14 protein-coding genes are annotated in these 17,294 nt (G+C 61.1%); 8 read left to right on the top strand and 6 right to left on the bottom strand.

What is annotated here, in order from left to right; translation table 11 throughout:
• Both NW827_RS04975 and NW827_RS04970 read left to right on the top strand, forming a co-directional pair.
• Nucleotides 1-1,646 (top strand): HD family phosphohydrolase (locus tag NW827_RS04975; protein WP_414503402.1); only part of this gene is annotated, 1,646 nt, incomplete at its 5' end.
• 183 nt (nucleotides 1,647-1,829) lie between these two features.
• The gene (locus NW827_RS04970) at nucleotides 1,830-3,023 is read left to right on the top strand and encodes a glycosyltransferase (protein WP_414503401.1); all 1,194 of its coding nucleotides are present in this window, start codon (nucleotides 1,830-1,832) and stop codon (nucleotides 3,021-3,023) included.
• Nucleotides 3,024-3,036: 13 nt separating this feature from the next.
• On the opposite strand, the gene NW827_RS04965 is transcribed toward NW827_RS04970, so the two are convergent.
• Nucleotides 3,037-4,890, bottom strand: a complete 1,854-nt coding sequence (locus NW827_RS04965) for a peptidoglycan D,D-transpeptidase FtsI family protein (protein WP_414403167.1) — start codon at nucleotides 4,888-4,890, stop codon at nucleotides 3,037-3,039.
• 647 nt (nucleotides 4,891-5,537) lie between these two features.
• On the opposite strand from NW827_RS04965, the gene NW827_RS04960 reads away from it, so the two are divergent.
• From NW827_RS04960 to NW827_RS04950, 3 genes are all read left to right on the top strand, one after another.
• Nucleotides 5,538-6,566 (top strand): tetratricopeptide repeat protein, encoded by a 1,029-nt coding sequence (locus NW827_RS04960; RefSeq protein WP_414403168.1) that lies wholly within the window; start codon nucleotides 5,538-5,540, stop codon nucleotides 6,564-6,566.
• Between the two features lie 83 nt (nucleotides 6,567-6,649).
• Nucleotides 6,650-7,174, top strand: a complete 525-nt coding sequence (gene ilvN, locus NW827_RS04955) for an acetolactate synthase small subunit (protein WP_414360037.1) — start codon at nucleotides 6,650-6,652, stop codon at nucleotides 7,172-7,174.
• Nucleotides 7,175-7,205: 31 nt separating this feature from the next.
• Nucleotides 7,206-7,751 (top strand): hypothetical protein, encoded by a 546-nt coding sequence (locus tag NW827_RS04950; RefSeq protein ID WP_414503400.1) that lies wholly within the window; start codon nucleotides 7,206-7,208, stop codon nucleotides 7,749-7,751.
• Between the two features lie 6 nt (nucleotides 7,752-7,757).
• Here the strand turns inward: NW827_RS04950 and NW827_RS04945 are convergent, their stop codons facing one another.
• Complete coding sequence (locus NW827_RS04945; protein ID WP_414403170.1) at nucleotides 7,758-8,366, bottom strand: DUF3120 domain-containing protein; 609 nt, start codon at nucleotides 8,364-8,366, stop codon at nucleotides 7,758-7,760.
• A 267-nt stretch (nucleotides 8,367-8,633) separates the two neighbouring features.
• Between NW827_RS04945 and NW827_RS04940 the strand changes: the two genes are divergently transcribed.
• Nucleotides 8,634-9,677: a glucokinase gene (locus NW827_RS04940; RefSeq protein WP_414403171.1), complete on the top strand. Its 1,044-nt coding sequence runs from the start codon at nucleotides 8,634-8,636 to the stop codon at nucleotides 9,675-9,677.
• 56 nt (nucleotides 9,678-9,733) lie between these two features.
• Here the strand turns inward: NW827_RS04940 and NW827_RS04935 are convergent, their stop codons facing one another.
• Nucleotides 9,734-10,309, bottom strand: coding sequence for an NUDIX hydrolase (locus tag NW827_RS04935; RefSeq protein WP_414403172.1), 576 nt, complete (start codon nucleotides 10,307-10,309; stop codon nucleotides 9,734-9,736).
• Between the two features lie 118 nt (nucleotides 10,310-10,427).
• Here NW827_RS04935 and trpE point away from each other — a divergent pair, with 118 nt between their 5' ends.
• On the top strand, nucleotides 10,428-11,945 hold the full coding sequence (gene trpE, locus NW827_RS04930) for an anthranilate synthase component I (RefSeq protein WP_414359480.1): 1,518 nt from the start codon (nucleotides 10,428-10,430) through the stop codon (nucleotides 11,943-11,945).
• A 14-nt stretch (nucleotides 11,946-11,959) separates the two neighbouring features.
• Here the strand turns inward: trpE and tilS are convergent, their stop codons facing one another.
• Together tilS and NW827_RS04920 are read right to left on the bottom strand one after the other, a co-directional pair.
• A complete protein-coding gene (gene tilS / locus NW827_RS04925; RefSeq protein WP_414503399.1) occupies nucleotides 11,960-12,976 on the bottom strand; it encodes a tRNA lysidine(34) synthetase TilS in 1,017 nt (338 codons plus the stop codon).
• A gap of 39 nt (nucleotides 12,977-13,015) precedes the next feature.
• A complete protein-coding gene (locus NW827_RS04920) occupies nucleotides 13,016-14,191 on the bottom strand; it encodes an HrcA family transcriptional regulator (RefSeq protein WP_414403174.1) in 1,176 nt (391 codons plus the stop codon).
• 464 nt (nucleotides 14,192-14,655) lie between these two features.
• On the opposite strand from NW827_RS04920, the gene NW827_RS04915 reads away from it, so the two are divergent.
• A complete protein-coding gene (locus NW827_RS04915; protein ID WP_414403175.1) occupies nucleotides 14,656-14,892 on the top strand; it encodes a hypothetical protein in 237 nt (78 codons plus the stop codon).
• Between the two features lie 6 nt (nucleotides 14,893-14,898).
• On the opposite strand, the gene NW827_RS04910 is transcribed toward NW827_RS04915, so the two are convergent.
• A complete protein-coding gene (locus NW827_RS04910) occupies nucleotides 14,899-17,292 on the bottom strand; it encodes an endonuclease MutS2 (protein WP_414503398.1) in 2,394 nt (797 codons plus the stop codon).
• Nucleotides 17,293-17,294: the final 2 nt, after the last annotated feature.

Raw genomic sequence — 17,294 nt, 5'->3', positions numbered from 1 at the left:
TTGTGGATGGGCTGCCGCGCGAAGTGCGGGCTGAAGGGATCCAAGCCCAACTGGATGAGCTGACCTTTCCCGGCAGCGCTGCCCAGCGGCAGGAGCTACAGGGGCTGGTCTATCAGTGGCTGCAACAGGTGCTCATTCCCAACCTGGAGGTAGATCCCCAGCGCACCGAGCAGCGGATTCGTGCCGAGCTGGAAAAAGTCGAGCCCGTCCTGATCTCGGTTGCGGAAAACCAGGTTATCGTGCGGGCAGGCGAGCCCATTACTCCTGAGGCGTTTCTGATCCTGGACCACTTTGGCTTTACCCAGCGCCGGATGAACGGCTGGGGCCTCGTGGGAGTAGCTGGCCTCATGGGTCTAGGCTTGGCTGTCTTTGTGCCGCTGCAGCGACGCCTGAAGCCGGGATTGCGCCGCCGCGATCGCCTGTTGATTCTGCTGCTTTCCTTAACAGCGCCCCTCTCGGCGGCTTTGTCCCAGCTGGAGTTCAACTCTCTACCAGCGGTGGGATTGTTGCTGGGCAGCTTCTATGGGGCGGGGCTGGGCTTGGTGGTGGTGGTAGGCCAGGCGTTGTTTTTACCTCTAGTTGCTGAGGCCACCTTGCTTGGCTTCCTGCCCTTGCTTTCTGCCAGTGGAGTGGCCTGTGCCCTGGCTGGGCGGGCCCGTTCCCGGGAAGAGCTGGCCTTGTTGGGGGGAGGGGCGGCGGCAGTGCAGATGCTAACCTATGGAGCCCTCAGCTTGGCTACCCGTGGCAGCCTTGACCTATTGGCCATGGCTTTGGGAGGGGGGATCACGCTGGGGTGGAGCATTGTGGCCCTGGGAGCCAGCCCCTACCTGGAGCGCCTGTTCGATCTGGCCACCCCCATTCGTCTCATCGAGCTAAGCAACCCCAACCGCCCCCTGCTGCGGCGGCTGGCGGCAGAGGCCCCTGGCACGTTCCAGCACACCCTGTTTGTAGCCACCTTGGCGGAACGGGCGGCCCAGAAGCTCAATCTCAACGTGGAGCTGGTGCGCACAGGCACCCTCTACCACGACATTGGCAAAATGCTGCAGGCCCGCTACTTCATCGAAAACCAGATGGGCGGCCTCAACCCCCACACGCAACTGGACGATCCCTACCGCAGCGCTCAAATTATCAAGGCCCATGTCAGCGATGGGCTGCGGCTGGCCAAGCAGTACAAGTTGCCCACCGCCGTCCAGGCTTTCATTCCTGAACACCAGGGAACGATCTTGATTGCCTATTTCTACCATCAGGCTCAGTTGAAAGCGGGAGGCCAGCCGGTTCCTGAGCAGCCTTTCCGCTACGATGGCCCGATCCCCCAAAGCAAGGAGACAGGGGTGGTGATGCTGGCCGATGCCTGTGAGGCGGCCCTGCGCAGCATGACCCTGAGCGATGGCTTTGGCCCAGAGGTGCTGGAGCGGGCCAAGGCTGTTATCTGCAAAATTGTCCAGGCCCGTTGGCAGGATGGCCAACTGGTCGACAGTGGCTTGACACTCGAGGATCTGGAGGTAGTGGCCGAGGCCTTTGTGGAAGTTTGGCGAGAGTCCAACCACGAGCGCATCCCCTACCCCAGTTCCCCACCGCTGCCGGAGCCCAACTCTGCCCAGGTCGAGGTGCCCCTATTGATCACCCCTTCGCCGGGATCCTCCTAGAGGCGCTGGGTAGGTGGAGAGCCGTCTAGCTCTAGGGGTTATCCCTCGGTACGATAGGGGATCGTTAGCGCGCCGGTGGCGCGGAGCAGTCTTGCCAAGCAAGGCAGCTGAGCATTTCTGCTGGATCCGCGCTCCAGCTCCTGCTTGGGATGCTTTTCGGTGTTTTTTGGGGTGGTCGGCTGAATGCCTCATGGAGCTCCTGCTTCGTCCAACCAGCTGCAAGTTTCGGCAGCCCCTATTCAGATCCCGCCTCTGTCTCAGCCCAGCCCTGTGCAACTTTCGCTGGTCATCCCCACCTACAACGAGGCCTCCAGCATAAGCAGCCTAATCCGGCAGGTGTGTACCCATCTGGACAAAATCCTGCCTGGGGCCTACGAGCTAATTGTGGTGGATGACAATAGCCCCGACTACACGGCCAAAGTGGCCCAAGAACTGCAAGAAGAATTCCCGCAACTGCAGGTTATCTGCCGCCACCAGGAACGGGGCCTGGCTACCGCCGTGTTACGGGGATGGCAAGTTGCCCGCGGGGAGGTACTAGGGGTGATGGATGGCGACTGGCAACATCCGCCGGAGATTCTCCTCAAGCTGTGGCCCCTCATCCAAGAGGGAGCAGACCTGGTGGTGGGCAGCCGCTACGTGGAGTCGGGAGGAGTGAGCCACTGGAATTTGGGCCGGCGCCTCGTCTCTCGGGGAGCTCAAGCCATCGGGCTGGTTTTGCTGCCAGGGATCTTCAGGCGGGTGTCGGATCCGCTCAGTGGCTTGTTTCTGGTCCGACGCCAGGCCATTGCCGGGATCCCCCTCAGTCCCAAGGGCTATAAGCTCTTGATCGAGGTGCTGGCGCGGGGCCGGGTGAAAACCATTGCTGAAGTCGGCTACGTCTTCCAGGAGCGCCAAAACGGCGAGAGCAAAATCCAGCTGCAAACCTGTCTTCAGTATCTCCACCATCTCATCCACCTGCGCTTCTCGCTGGGACAGGTGGGATCCTTTTTGCGCTTTAGCACGGTTGGCCTGTCTGGCACCTTTGTGGATATGACGTTGCTGTATTTGCTCCACGATCCCAGCAACTTAGGGTGGGATCTGGCTATCAGTAAATTCATTGCCTCTGAGGTGGCCATTCTCAACAACTTTCTCTGGAATGACCTGTGGACGTTTCGCCATGTCACCCAGCTACAGCCAGGCCTCTGGAATCGTCTGAAGCGATTGGTCAAGTTTAATGTTATTTGCTTAATTGGCCTGCTGCTTAACTCTTCGTTGTTGATCTTGCTGAGTGAGCACCTAGGCATTCACTACCTGCTGGCTAACTTAATGGCAATTGGCATTGTGGTCTTTTGGAACTTCTACCTTAACGCCAAGCTCAGCTGGCGAGCGCCAAGTTAGACAGTGGCGGTGGCTAGGGGGAATTGGGGCGGATCCCTTCCAGGGCAATGATCTCCTGGATTACCGAGCGAGCCACGGGAGCTGCCGTTGTCGAGCCAAAGGCATCCTCCCCCTTAGGCTCGTCGATCACCGCCAAAATCACATACTGCGGCCGAAGGGCTGGGAAGTAGGCCACAAAACTGGTGATGCGCTTGCCGGGCAAGTAGCCTCCCTGGGGCCCAACTTTCTGGGCAGTGCCCGTTTTACCGCCAATCTCATACCCCTCGATCTTGGCCAATTGCCCGGTGCCAAAGTCCACCACATCCCGCATCTGGATGCGCACTGCCAACGTGGCCTCCTCCGACAACACCCGCACGGGCGTCAGTTGGGGAGGGGCCCAAACGAGGGTGTCGGTATCCTTCTCCACCAAGCCGCGCACCACATGGGGCCGCACCTTTAATCCGCCGTTGGCGATGATGCAGTGCAAGGTAGCTAACTGCAGAGGAGTGAGGGCTATCCCCTGGCCAAAGGCGACGGTGGCCCGCTCCACCGGCACAGTTAGAAACTGCCGCAGGGGTTTCAGGCGACTGGGGGGCTCAAAGGGCAGATCCACACCGCTGCGCTCATTGAGTCCTAGCCGTAGAAGGGCATGGTAGTACTGGCGGGGATCTAGCTTTTGCATCAGGTGCACCATGCCCACGTTGCTAGACAGGCGCAGAATCTCGGCAACACTTATCCAGCCATGGGCACCCCGCTGGCGGTAGTCGTGGTTTTGGATGGGCCAGCGGCCAATCCAGATCTGCCCCGCGTCGTAAACCCGTTCCTCAGCAGTGAAGGCTCCCGCATCCAGCCCAATAGCGATATTGATGGGCTTGAAGGTGGATCCCGGCTCGTACAGGTCTGTGACGGCCCAGTTGCGAAAAAGGGCGGGGTCGTACTCGAAGTAGCGGTTGGGATCGTAGGTAGGTTCACTCACCAGCGCCAGGATTTCCCCCGTCTGGGGTTGGAGGACAATCACTGTGCCCCGCAGGGCTCGAAACCGTTCCAGTTGCGTTTTCAGGGCAGCGCGGGCAGCCCGCTGCAGGCGCATGTCTAGGGTCAGTTGCAGCACCGTCTCGCCAGATTGCAGCAGCCCTTCCGGCACCTCAGCAGCCAACAACTGGCCGTAGCCATCTCGAGGAACGGTAACTGGCTGAACTCTCCGCTCCAGCAGTGCCTGTTGAGAATACTCCACTCCCGCCTGGCCCCGGTGGTCCAGATCTACATAGCCCACCACCTCAGCGGCCATCTCCTTTTGGGGATAGACCCGCTGCCGTTCGCTCACCAGCTCCAGACCGTCCAGATACAAGGCCTGAATTCGCTCCGCCACTTCTGGGGCCAGCCAGCGCTCCAGCCGTACCGAGTGAGTAGCCGACAACTGCTGAGTCAATTCCTCAACTGGCCGCCGCAGCAGAGGAGCCAGAGCAGTGGCAATCTCCTGGGGGGTGCGCTTGCCAAAAAGGCGAGGGTGGGCCCAAAGGGTGTAGACGGGCCGATCCACAGCCAAGAGCTCCGCCTGCTGGCGGGCAAGGGAGTGGCGATCCACAATCGAGCGGCGGGGGAGGAAGGGTCGGAGCTGAGCCCGCTGCTGGGCCTCGGCTCGCTGCTTTAGGGTTGGCCCCTGGTGGTGTTGCAAATAGGCCAAACGGGCCCCCACTCCCATCAGGGCGATGGCCAAAGCCAAGCCCACTACCGCAAGGCGGAAGTCCAGTTGTTGGCCTGTTGGGATCTGATCCCCCCAAAGCCGCGCCAGGCGAGCTCCCTCAGCCCGGTGGCGGCGCCAGCGGGCAAGTTGCCGGCTGTTCTGTAGAGGTTGCCGGCCCAAGCCGGCCCTCGACTTGTCCTCCACTGCTGCCTTTGGGTAGATACCACCGTTAGTTTGCCGCCCATCCTCTCTTCTGGCCAGCGTTTTAGCGAGGGGCGGCTACCCTTTAGAGCGGATGTTTGAAAGGTAGGTGGAAGGGAGCTGCTTCCCCCCTGAGCTCGATTAGCTTGCAGTTGCACTTCTTGCAAAGTTTGCCAACGATTTTGGCCAGCCGCGCTAGCCTTTTGCTGGTAGCAGCGGCAGCAAGGACGGCTGCAAGAGAGCTGTCTTTGTCGAAGACCTGCGCAATAAGGACCGACCTGCTAAGCCGCAGCAGGGGGCTAAGTTGTCCAAGCCTTGGCTCCTGCGGGGGGCTTCTAGGCCGCGTGGTTCAACTCTACGATGGCGCTAGCCTAGGCCTTTGCTCATCAAGCAAGTGGGCCTAAGAAACGCGAATCTGGGGCAACCTAGAGGAAAAGCCCCCACGGGGCGCCTGGGGGAAGCTGTAGCCCCAACTCCAAGGCCTACGGCCTACTGAGGCGAGGGGATATTTAAAGCTGCGCCGCACTCTCGGCGGCGGAGCTCCCCACAGCTATAGCCCCAGGCAGGAATGCCGAGGCTTGCGCTCTTTTCTGGTCAGCGGGCTGTAGGTCGTAGCAAGCTAGGGGAGGGCTGAGTTTGTTGAGAACGCCATGCCCAAAGCCTACGCCTCTGCCAGCCTACGCCTTGGAATCGCTGCCACCCTGCTGCTGGGGAGTCTGGCCAGCTGGCGCCAGGATCGCCTCTTGGCGGTGATGGGCCTGGCCAGTGCAGCGGCAATTTCTGCCTTCACCCGCCCAGCCCTCTTGGCCTACAACCGCGGTCGCGAACGGTGGCTCAACCGGGATCTGCTAGGGGCCATCCAGCAGCTTAGCCTGGCGCTGCAGCAGGATCCCCGTCTAGCCAATGCCTACCTCCTGCGGGGTCAGGTTCACCTCGAGCTCGGCCAGCCTCCCCAGGCGCTGGCGGACTTCGACCAAGCGGCCCAGTTGCTCCCCCACCGCCCAGAGCCCTATTTCTACCGCAGCCTCATCTGCCAAGCGCGAGGGGATCTGCAAGGGGCAACCGCCGAGTTGACCAAGCTAGTGCGGCTGCAGCCCCGTCCTCCCCACCATCTCCGCCTGGCTGAGCTGTACCTGCAGCAGGGATCTCTACCTTCAGCTCTGGCTCACTTGGATGAGGCAATTGCTCGCGATCCCACCTGGGCGCCCGCCTATGCCTGCCGCGCCAAGGTGTACGGCTACCTGGGGGAGTGGGAGGCAGCGGTAGCTGACTGGTCCCAGGCCATCCGCTGGGATCCCTCGCCAGCCCATTACTATTGGCGGGGCGTCGCTTACACCTGGGCTGATCGCTATTTTGAAGCGATTGCTGACTTCAGCCGCAGCCTAGAGGCAGAGCCCGGCCAGCCCTATGCCCTCTACCTCAGGGGCAATCTTCTCTACGAGCTGGGGGAGATCAAGGCTGCCCTCGACGATTACGAGCAGGCCTTTCGCCTAGAGGCCGGCGGCCATCCCCTTGCTCTTGCGGACGAGTACGGTCTCTACGGAAGGGGACTGGCTTACCGGAACATGGGAGACCCCGAGACAGCCATTGCCAGTTGGCAAGCTGCCTTGCACCTTGGCTGCCAGCGCCACAACCCGGTCCTGCAAGAGCAGGTCCAGCGGGCTTTGCGGCAACTATGAGGATGAGGAGGGATCCTAGGCTGGCGGCTGCGAAATTGGCGTAAAATTCGTACCAGCTCATCGCCCCTCCTTCTGTGGCTGCCGTGAAACACACCCTCAGCGCTCTTGTGCAGGATCAGCCCGGGGTCTTAACCCGCATTGCCGGCATGTTCGCCCGCCGGGGCTTCAACATTGACAGCCTCACCGTCGGACCCACCGAGCGGCCTGGGATCTCTCGCATCACTATGGTGGTGCAGGGAGACGAGCACGATGTGGAGCAGCTAACCAAGCAGCTTTACAAGCTCATCGAGGTTCTAAAAGTAACGGATATTACCCACGTCCCCTGTGTAGAACGGGAGCTGATGCTGGTCAAGGTCAATGCCAGCATTGAGACCCGCTCTGCCATCCTGGACGTGGCGCAGATGTTCCGGGCCCGCATTGTGGATGTGGCGGAAGAGTCGTTAACGTTGGAAGTCACCGGGGATCCAGGCAAGATGGTGGCCATCATTAAGATGTTGACTAGCTTTGGCATTCGGGAGATTGCCCGCACCGGTCTAGTGGCTCTCACCCGCGAGTCAGGGGTCAATACTGAGTACTTGAAGCAGCATCCCAGCGCTGCTGTTGTCTAGCGGGCTTGGCCAAGACAGTGGGGAGTTGGAGATGCTAAAAGAAAGGGCCACGGTAAGTTGCAGGCGTTGCCGGCTGAGTCTTCTGGCCATTGTTTTGTTGGGGCTCCTAGCAGGCTGTGCTCCCAGACCACCCAAGTCGGTGGTGCAACAGGCCTTGGCCTACCAGCTGACTCACCTGGCGGGGCCGGTTGCCTCGTTGGTGGGCAGCGATCGCTTGGCAGAGCATCTGGAAGTGCAGGATGTCCGCATCCAGCGGGATCGCCGGGAGCCTTTGCTCTTGACTTCAGGAGAAACCCTGGAGGGCCACCACCTCAGCGGCACCTACACCCTCCTTGTGAAGCCACCGGGATCCCGCCGCCCCTACCGCCGCAAGGGGGATCCCTTCCAGCTCACCTTGGCCCGTCAAAAAGTCAAACAGGCAGAGTCCCAGGGCCCAACTGAGCAATGGCTGTTGGCCTATGCCTCTGCCGGTGGCAAGAGGTGGGAAGTCGTCAATTTCTTGCCCCAGCCAGCGCCACCGTCAGAGGTGTCCCCTGAGGAAGCAGAAACACCCTCTTCTGGAGCCTCAGCGTCGTAACCTCGCCTAGCGCAGCGTGGCTGCCCCCCAAACAAACAGCCCATCCACCACCAGGGTATTCAGCACTGCTCCGGCAAAGGCCCAGTGGTGCAGTCGCCGGGATCCCTGAATGACCCCCAGGCCAACCCCAAGGAGCAGAAGGCCCAAGCCAATGCCCCAAGCCATCCCCAAAGGGGTGGCCATTTTGTCGAGTGCAGCCCTAAAGGGGACGGCCGCTTGCTCCAGCCGCTCCAACTGCATCGCCTGCCGCCACTCCGGCCCTAGCCCTAGCAAGTGAATGTAAAGATCTGTCACTGCCGTGCCCCACAGGGAGCCGAGATAAAACCAGGTGCCGATGGGGGCAAAGCGTTGCCGTGCCCCCCACCAGACAATTGGGATCCCTAAAGCTTCCACCGGCATGTGCCAGAGGGGCTCCCAGCGCAGCCAGCCCCAGTAGAGGGAGCCTGCTAGCCAAGTCAGCGTGAAGCCATAGAGCAGATCCCCCCAGACGCGGGTGCGGGGCCGTGAGTAGAGCCGCAAGCTAAGGCCCAGCCAGCCTACAGCCATCGCCAAGCTCAGCCAAGGGGCAGAGCGCACCAGGGGCGCTTCCACAAAAACGGGTAGGCCCACCAGCATAGCCGCCGCTCCTCCAACGGCGTGGTGAGACCTAAGGGATCCAAAACGCTTTTCCGCAAGAAGGGGTAAAAAAGGTGGAGAAGGCAAAGCGCGATATTAAGAAACTTCACAGCAGTTAACATAGCACCTTTTCTGCGCTCTCCTCCGCCTAGTGGGTCCTAGCAGCCCTCGCAGCAGGGATCTTGGCGGGTCGAGGCGGCCTGAGGTTGGCAGGGCCTCTCCAGAGGTGGCAGGGTGGAAAGGAAGCTGCTGGCTAGAAGAAATCCTATGGACTTGCTGTTGGCCGGAGATATTGGGGGTACCAAGAGCAGCCTCAGCCTCTTCGATGCCCAAGATCTCAATCACAGCCTCTACCACCGCCGCTACGCCAGCCAGAGCTATCCCCACCTCACCCCACTGGTGCTGGAGTTTCTGGCCCAGGCGCGGCAGGAGCTGGGGCGAGATCCCCAACCGGTTGCTGCCTGCTTTGCTGTGGCTGGCCCAGTGATGGAGGAAAAGCAAGGGGACGGGGGCCCACAAACGGCCAAAATCACCAACCTGCCCTGGAGCCTGCACTCAAGCCAATTGGCCGGAGAGCTGGGGATCCCGCGCCTAGCTTTGATCAACGACTTCAGCGCCGTAGGCTATGGCGTGCTAGCGCTGAGGGAGGGGGAGCTGGAGACTTTGCAAGCGGGGGAACGGCAGCCGCGGGCGCCCATTGGAGTCATTGGAGCGGGCACAGGGCTGGGGCAGGCCTACCTCACCTGGGGAGAAGGTGGCTACCAGGTCCATGCCAGCGAGGGAGGACATGTGGACTTTGCCCCGCGCACCCCTCAGGAATGGGAGCTGCTGCAGTACTTGCAACAGCGATACGGGCGTGTCTCCACCGAGCGGGTGGTCTCCGGCCAGGGGATCGTAGCCATCTACCAGTTTTTGCGGGATAGTCGCTGGGCCCAGGGAGAGGAGCAAGTGCTAGCCCAAATTGCCGCCTGGGAAAAGGGGGCCGGTTGGATTGATCCAGCCGCTGAAATTGCCAATGCCGCCCTGGAGGGACGGGATCCCCTCGCTAGGGAGTGTTTGCGGCTGTTCATTGGCCTCTACGGAGCGGCTGTCGGCAATTTTGCCCTGCACCTGTTGCCCCGCGGTGGCCTCTTCCTTGCCGGTGGGATTGCCCCCAAGCTCTTGCCCCTGTTGAGGCAGGGGGAGTTTCTGGCAGCCTTTTTGGATAAGGGGCGAATGCGGCCACTGTTGGAGCAGCTGTCGGTGCAGGTGGTGGTCAACGAGCAGGTGGGTTTGAGGGGGGCTGCCCGCTATGCTGCTACTTTGCTGTAGGTGACCCCCTCTCCCGCGGGGGGAGGTTTAAGCAGGACAGGAACTGGCTGCCCTGCCTAGGGCCCATTCCCCCTGGCAAGGGTCCTCTTTTCTGCTGCCAAAAACAGTTGGGCCCGCCAAAAGCAGGCAATGGATTTGCTGTCCAAATCGAGGCCAAAACGGGCCCTTTCTGTAAGTTCATCAGGAGAAAACTCGACAACAGTAATGTCTTCGTCTTCATCCCTGGCGGGAGGAGAATCCAGCACTTCCAGATCCCGCGCTAGATAGGCATACATAATCTCGCTGGAATAGCCGGGGCAGAGATAAAATTGGCCGAGCGAATCCCAGCGGTGAGCCCGCAGGCCAGTTTCTTCTTCCAGCTCACGGCGAATGGTTTCGTCCGGCTGTTCCCCCGGCTCGACAGTACCGGCAGGAAATTCGTAAAGGTAGGAGGCGACAGCAAAGCGATACTGGCGAATGCAGACAAACTTGCCTTCGGCAGTCACTGGCACGGCCACCACGCCACCGGGGTGGATGAGGTACTCCCGCTCTCCCTCTGTCCCGTTGGGAAAGCGCAAACGCTGGCTAACAAAGGTGTACTTGTGGCCTTGAAAGCGCAGGCGCTCGCTGAGGATCTGCGATGGAACTTGCATAGCCAAGATTTCCTAAAGTAAAGAAGGTAGAGCCGCCCTTAGCCCGGTAGCCTCTGATCCTAGGGCAACTGGGCAGGTCAGAGGGATCCGCTCTGGGATAGATCCCAACTTGCAGGCCATGGTTTACCCTCCCTTGAAAGAGTTTCTTGCCCTCACTGGCCAGGGCAACTTCATCCCGGTGTACCAGGAATGGGTAGCGGACTTGGAAACGCCCGTCTCTGCCTGGTACCGGGTCTGCGCTGGGCAGCCCTACAACTTTCTGTTGGAATCAGTGGAGGGGGGGGAACAGGTGGCCCGCTACAGCTTCCTCGGCTGCGCTCCCCAGTGGGTGCTAGAGGTGCGCGGGGACCAGGCCCTGCAAATCCACCGCGACGGTCGGCAGGAGCAGCACCAGGGGGATCCGTTTGCCATCTTGGCCCGCTGCCTGCAGCCCTATAAGCCAGTGCACCTGCCGGAGTTGCCCAGCAGCATTGGCGGGCTCTTTGGCTACTGGGGCTATGAGCTCATTCGCTGGATTGAGCCTAGGGTGCCTATCTATCCCTGGCAGCCGGGAGATCCTCCTGACGCCATCCTAATGCAGGTGGACAGCATCCTCATCTTCGACCAGGTGAAGCGCAAGATCTGGGTGGTGGCCTTTGCCGACACGCGCCAGCAGCCGGCGGAGCAGGCTTACGCCCAAGCTTGCCAGCGGGTGGAAACGTTGGTGCAACAGCTTAGCGCCCCCCTTTCCCTCTCCCACCTTAGCCTTAACTGGAAGCCCCACCTACCGGATCAGATTCCTCCCAGCACCCTCAGCCGCGACGCCTACTGCCAGGCAGTGGAGCGGGCCAAAGAGTACATCCGCGCCGGCGAGATCTTTCAGGTGGTCCTCTCGCAGCGCTTCACCACTCCTTTTGCCGGGGATCCCTTCCAGCTCTACCGCTCCCTACGGCTCATTAACCCTTCCCCCTACATGGCATTTTTGCAGTTTGGCGATCTCTGCCTTGTCGGCTCCAGCCCGGAGGTGATGGTCAAGCTTAGCCGCGTTGGGGAAGAGCGCATTGCCACCGTGCGTCCCATTGCTGGCACCCGTCCCCGCGGCGCCACCCCTGCCGAAGATCGCCAGTTGGAGCAGGAGCTGTTGGCAGATCCCAAGGAGCGGGCGGAGCACGTCATGCTGGTGGATTTGGCCCGCAACGACCTGGGGCGGGTCTGCCGCCTGGGATCCGTGCAGGTGGACGACCTAATGCAAATTGAGCGCTACAGCCACGTGATGCACATTGTCAGCAACGTGGTGGGGCAGTTGGATCCTCAGTACAGCGCCTGGGATCTGCTGCGGGCCACCTTCCCTGCCGGCACGGTGACCGGTGCCCCCAAGATTCGCGCCATGCAGATTATCCACGAACTGGAGAAGTGCCGCCGCGGCCCCTATGCCGGCGCCTACGGCTACTACGACTTTGCTGGCCAACTGAACACTGCCATCACCATCCGCACCCTGCTGGTTCACCGCGGCCGGGTGAGCGTGCAAGCTGGGGCAGGCATCGTGGCTGACTCCGAGCCAGAGCGGGAGTACCAAGAATGTTTGAACAAAGCGCGGGGCATGCTCATGGCTGTAGCCAGTTTGCAGGAAGGCCAGGGTGGCGCAGCTGCGCTCTAGCGCTGCCGCGGACCTCAGTGGGACGGAGTCCTTACTGAAGAACAGGGGCGAGCAACCCAAGCCAAGTACTCCCCTTTTACCTCCAGCCAGCCACCCCCAGGATAGTCGGGGCTGCGGCTACGGCGACCTGCTTTGAGGAGCCGGATCCCCGCTTCCACTTGCTCAAAGGTAGGGTGATGGGGGATCAGCAAAGACAAAAACTTAAACATGACCTGCCGCTGCAGGGCGAGGGGAGCAGCTCGCAAGGGATCCCGTCGCAACCCTGGTAGGGCTGGCTCGTACACCTGCGGCCACAGTTGCGCAGCTTGCGCCACCACCAGTTCATGTTCCGCTTTTAGCAAGGTGGCGGCCCGATTCAGGGCTTTTTCTACCTGAGGGTTAAGGTGCTGCTTGAGATAGGGCATCACCTCCAGGCGGATCCGGTTGCGCCCGTGCGCCAAATCTTGATTGCTGCGATCTGGCCAGACCGGCAGTTGGTACTGACGGCAAAACTCCTCTGTTTCCCAACGGAAAAGGCCCAGCAGCGGTCGCACCAACCAGGCAGAGGCCGGATCCCGCTCGTCTAAACGCCGCTGCCAATCCAGGCTGGCTAGCCCAGCCGCTCCCGTGCCCCGCAGCAGGTTCCACAAGAACGTCTCTGCGCGGTCACTGGCTGTGTGCCCTGTAACCACGGCCTGGCAATTCCAGGCGCGCGCCCATTTATCCAACTGTTGGTAGCGCCAAGCCCTGGCCCCCGCTTCATCCCAGCGGATGGGATCGGCAGTTTCGACGGCGTGGGGGAGGCCCTGCTGGTGGAGCCACTCTTGCAAAAAGTGGGCACAGGCTGTTTCCTCCTCCGACCAGCGGTGGTTGCAGTGCAAGACAAAAATCTGCCAGTTCCAGCGCGGCTGCAGATCGCGCAGGATCTGGAGCAGACAGAAAGAATCCTGCCCCCCGGAAAAGGCCACCAGCAGCCGCTGGCCGGGGCAAAGCAGTTGCCGCTCTCGGATGGCACACTGAACCCGCAGGTGGAGAGGAGAGAGTCTAGCCACGGTGGGGTACTGCTCCCAGGCAACCCGCTTCTAGACTTGCTAGGCTAGGGCCCGCGTGAGATGGGAGGCCACCGTCTGCACAGCTGCAATGCTGCGCTCGTAGGCCATCCGCGTTGGCCCCAGCAAGGTGACCGTCCCCAGGGGCGCCGAGCGACGGCGATAGACCGAGGCGATCACCGTGCAGTGGCGCAGGGATTCCAGCGGATTCTCGCTGCCAATGTAGATGATCACAGGGATGTTGTTGTGGGAGGGATCCCGCTCGGGATCGGCAGAGGAGGAAGGCTTCTTGGCCAGCGGGGCAGAAAGAGCAGCCCCGTCCTGGCAAGCTGGGGTGCTGGCAGCATAGAGCCCAATCATCCCCTGCAGTTGCTCAGAGCCCTCCTCAATCAACCGGGCCACTGCTTGCACCCGCTGCGGCTGGGAAAACTCTGGCTGCCGCATCAGCTCCGTCATGCCTGCACTAAACACAGGCCCCAAAGAGGGCCGTAGATAGCGCTGAACCACCAAACGCAGCAGTTGCTGCAGCCAATGGCTGTAAGCGCGAAACTCTTTGTCCAGCTCTAGCCAGCTCAGGTCCTGCAGCTCGGCAAAGGTCTTGCCCCGCAGCTTGAGGGTGAGAAAGTTGCTAAGTAGCTGCAGCTCGTCTTCCAGATCCTCGTAGCGGTTTTCAGGCCGTTCCGGTGGACTGACCAAGGCTGAATGGGCTTGATAGGAATCGGTAACCACCACCACCATCACCCGAGCTGGTCCTACCGACAGCAACTGCACGTGGTGAATGGCTACCACTGGCCCCTGAGGTGGGGTGATGAGGGCAATGCAACCGCTCACCTGGGCCAAAAGCTGCGCTACTCGCTGGAGGAAACTGTCGAGGTCGTCTCCCAGCTCACGACTGACCTGCTCCAGCAACTGCTGCAGCGCCGGATGGGGCTCTGGAGCGTCGTTGGGGATCCCCTCCATGCAGCCGGAGGTCAACAAATCGTTGACATAAACCCGATAGCCAAAGTCAGAAGGGATCCGACCGGCAGAGGTGTGGGGCTGGAACAGCAACCCCGCCTGCTCAAGGGTGGCTAAGTCGTTACGAATGGTGGCTGTGCTTACCCCAAAGTTATACGACTGAGCCAAAGTCTTGGAACCGACAGGTTCAGCCGTCGCAATGTAGCTGCGCACTGTCGCCCAGAGAATCTTCCGCTGGCGGGGAGTCAGTTCGAGTTTCATGGCTACTCAAAAGAACTTAGTCAACCCGTATCTCAAAGCAGACTGCTAAGCAACCGGTAAGTTCGCTTGCAACAAACCCATTGAGGGCTGAGAGGCCAATCTATGGGATACCAATCTAAACGAAACTTTAAGTCTACCTAATACTCCGTATTGATAATTAACCTGGTCCTCGTGGACTGCCTAGCAAAGGGAGCAGCAGACTCCCAAGAGGGAAAAGCTGGGGTCACCCTAGGTTTTTACCCAGGGCAGCTACCTCTATCCTTTGTAACCTTTTGTTCCGAGGTTACTCCAGCAGCACGGCCTTAGCAGCGGCTGACCTTGGGATGACTGCAAGGGGGAAGACACCGCGCCGCATTATGCCTCCCAAAGTGGGCGGCTTAGGGCAACGCCACTGAGGCTTGGATAGGTTCTTTTTCCAGCTCTGGCCAGGGAAATTGGGACCATCCACCTTTGGGAGTTGTCGGATGTCGGATCGCGAGAGCCTCTTGGGGATGGGGGTACAAGGCTTGGGACTTAACCTTTCCGGGCTGGCGCTGTTGGTTGCAGCAGGCACTGCCTTTGGGCCTCTCAGTTGGACAGGGGTGGTGGCGGTGATGCTGAAGCTCATTGGGGATAGTCAACTGCTGTGCGGCTACTGGCATGGGCAGAGCCGGCGGCAAGAGGGAGAAGGGGAGTTGCTGCAAGCAGAGGCAGAGACTTGAGGGATCCTATCGCAGCTGGGCCACCGTTACGCCGGTACCCCCATCCTGGGGATCCGCCGGGGCAAACCTCTGGACACGCGGGTGATTTTGGAGGTAGGCCTGGACGCCGGCCCGCAGGCGTCCCGTGCCGTGGCCGTGGATGATCCAAACCGGGCCAGGAGGGGCTTGGGCAAAGTGCTGTTCCAGAATCGCCTCGGCATCGGCTACAGTTTTCCCCCTTAGGTCAAGGGTGTTGCGGCTGGTGCGCAGGTTCAGGGGAGCAGTGGTGGGCGGAGGGGAGGGAGGAGCTTTGGGGCGCTGGCGCTGTTTGGCCTGATGTTCATCGATGGGATCCAACTGGCCCCGCGGCACCGTGAACTTGAGGATGCCGCTGCGCACCACATACACCTCCCCTTCGACGGCAATGACCTCTCCTGTCTGTCCCAGGCCCCGCAGCCGCACCCGATCCCCCACCTGCGGCACAAACTCGGTGTCCACAGGTAGAGGTGCCGGCAAGTAGCGTTCGCGGATTTGCTGGAGATGGGCGGTTACCTGGCGGGGATCGTCCCCCTGTTGCAGCTTGCGAATGGCGGCGGCTACCTCTTGGCGGGCAGCAGCCAGCAGAGTTTCCAGCCCCTGGCGCTGCTGGTATTCCAGTTGCGCTTCTCGCTCGGCCAGCCGCTGGCTGCGCTCTTGCATTTGGCGGTAGAGGGTCTCTAGCTCTTGGTGCAGGGATCCCACCTGAGCTAGCCGCTCTTCCAAGTGAGCCCGCTGCGCTTCCAACCCAGCAATTACTTTCTCCAGTTGGCTTTCTCCCTGCAGATACCGCTGGGCCCGCTGCAGGATCTCCGGATCCAATTGCAGCCGCCGGGCAATGGCAAAGGCGTTGGAGCGGCCCGGGATCCCCCACAAAAGGCGGTAGGTAGGGGCCAGCGTAATCTCGTCAAACTCCACCGAGGCATTTTCAAAGCCGGGGTGCTGGTACTTGAGAGCTTTTAGCTCGCCGTAGTGGGTGGTGGCCAGGGTAAGCAGGGCTTTCTCTGAGAGATACTCCAATAGCCCAGCTGCCAGGGCAGCGCCCTCCGTGGGATCTGTGCCCGCCCCCACCTCGTCCAGCAAAACAAGGGCCGGCTCTGGACGCGATTGCAGGGTTTGCACAATGCGGCTAATCCGCTGGATGTGGCCTGAAAAAGTAGAGAGGTTTTGCTCCAAGGATTGCTCGTCGCCAATATCGGCATAGACCCCCTCAAACCAGGGCAGTTGGGGTGGATCCTGAGCTGGCAGGAAGATCCCTGCCTTGGCCATCAGCACCAACAGGCCCAGGGTTTTCAAGGCCACGGTTTTGCCGCCGGTGTTGGGGCCAGTAATGACCACAGCGCGGATAGACTCGGAGAGGGTGAAGTCAATGGGCACCACCTCTGGGCCTTTGCCTTCCTGACGGACCTGCCACCAAAGCAAAGGGTGTCTAACCTGGCGCAGGCGCAATCCAGCGGCAACGAACTGGGGACGGTTGCCCTTCAACCACAGGCTATAGCGGGCGCGGGCCAGAGCTAGCTCCAGCCCAACCAGCACCGCTTGCAGATGCTCCAAGTCGGCGGCTACGGATCCCACCTGGGCCGAGAGCGCCGCTAAGATTCGTTCTTCCTCCGCCTGGATCTGGACCTCGGTTTCTCGCAGGCGGTTGCCCAGTTCCACCACAGCGTAGGGCTCCACGTAGAGGGTGGCCCCACTGGCAGAGCTGTCGTGGACAAGGCCGCGGATGAGATCCCGGTGGGTAGCCTTCACCATCAGCACAAAACGCCCCTGCCGCTGGCCAATCAGGGTATCCTGCAGCGCCTGGGGGCATTGGCTCATCACCTCCCGCAGGCGTTCTTGGATCTGGCTGTGAAAAAGGCGGTGCTGACGGCGCAAATCGGCAAGGGCTGGGCTGGCGCTATCTCTCACCTCGCCGTGCTCATCCAGACAGCGGAAGATCTCCTGCTCCAGCTCAGGGTAAGTGCGCAGTGTGCTCACCCACTCCCGCAGGCGGGGCAGGCGCTCGTCAGCATCGATGAGGCGACGCAGGCGGCGAGCAGCTCCCAGCGTTGTGGCAATCTGGACCAGCTCTTCCCCGCTCAGGATGCCCCCTCGCTCGACCCGTTCCAAGGCCGGCAGCAGGTTGTGGATCCCCTCTAGCGAAACCCCCCCTGGCTGGCTGCCATCCAGCCGCATGGCCTCCTCCGTTTGATCAAGCCAGACCTCACTCTCCTCGCGGCTGCGCCAGGGATCCAGCTCTAGACAGGCGCGGCGGCCTAGGGGCGTAGCAGCAAAAGTGGCCAGATGTTGACAGAGGCGGCGCCACTCCAATAATTCCAGGGTTTCCTGGCGGAGGGAGGAATCAGGCTCAGAAGAAACCAGAAGAGAAGGGATAGCCGGGGGCATTA

Origin of the sequence: Synechococcus sp. H70.1, assembly GCF_047502705.1 — a bacterium.
Classification (GTDB): Bacteria; Cyanobacteriota; Cyanobacteriia; order Thermostichales; family Thermostichaceae; genus Thermostichus.
Note: the sequence above shows the minus strand (reverse complement) of the source record. Positions and strands in the feature narration are given on the sequence as shown.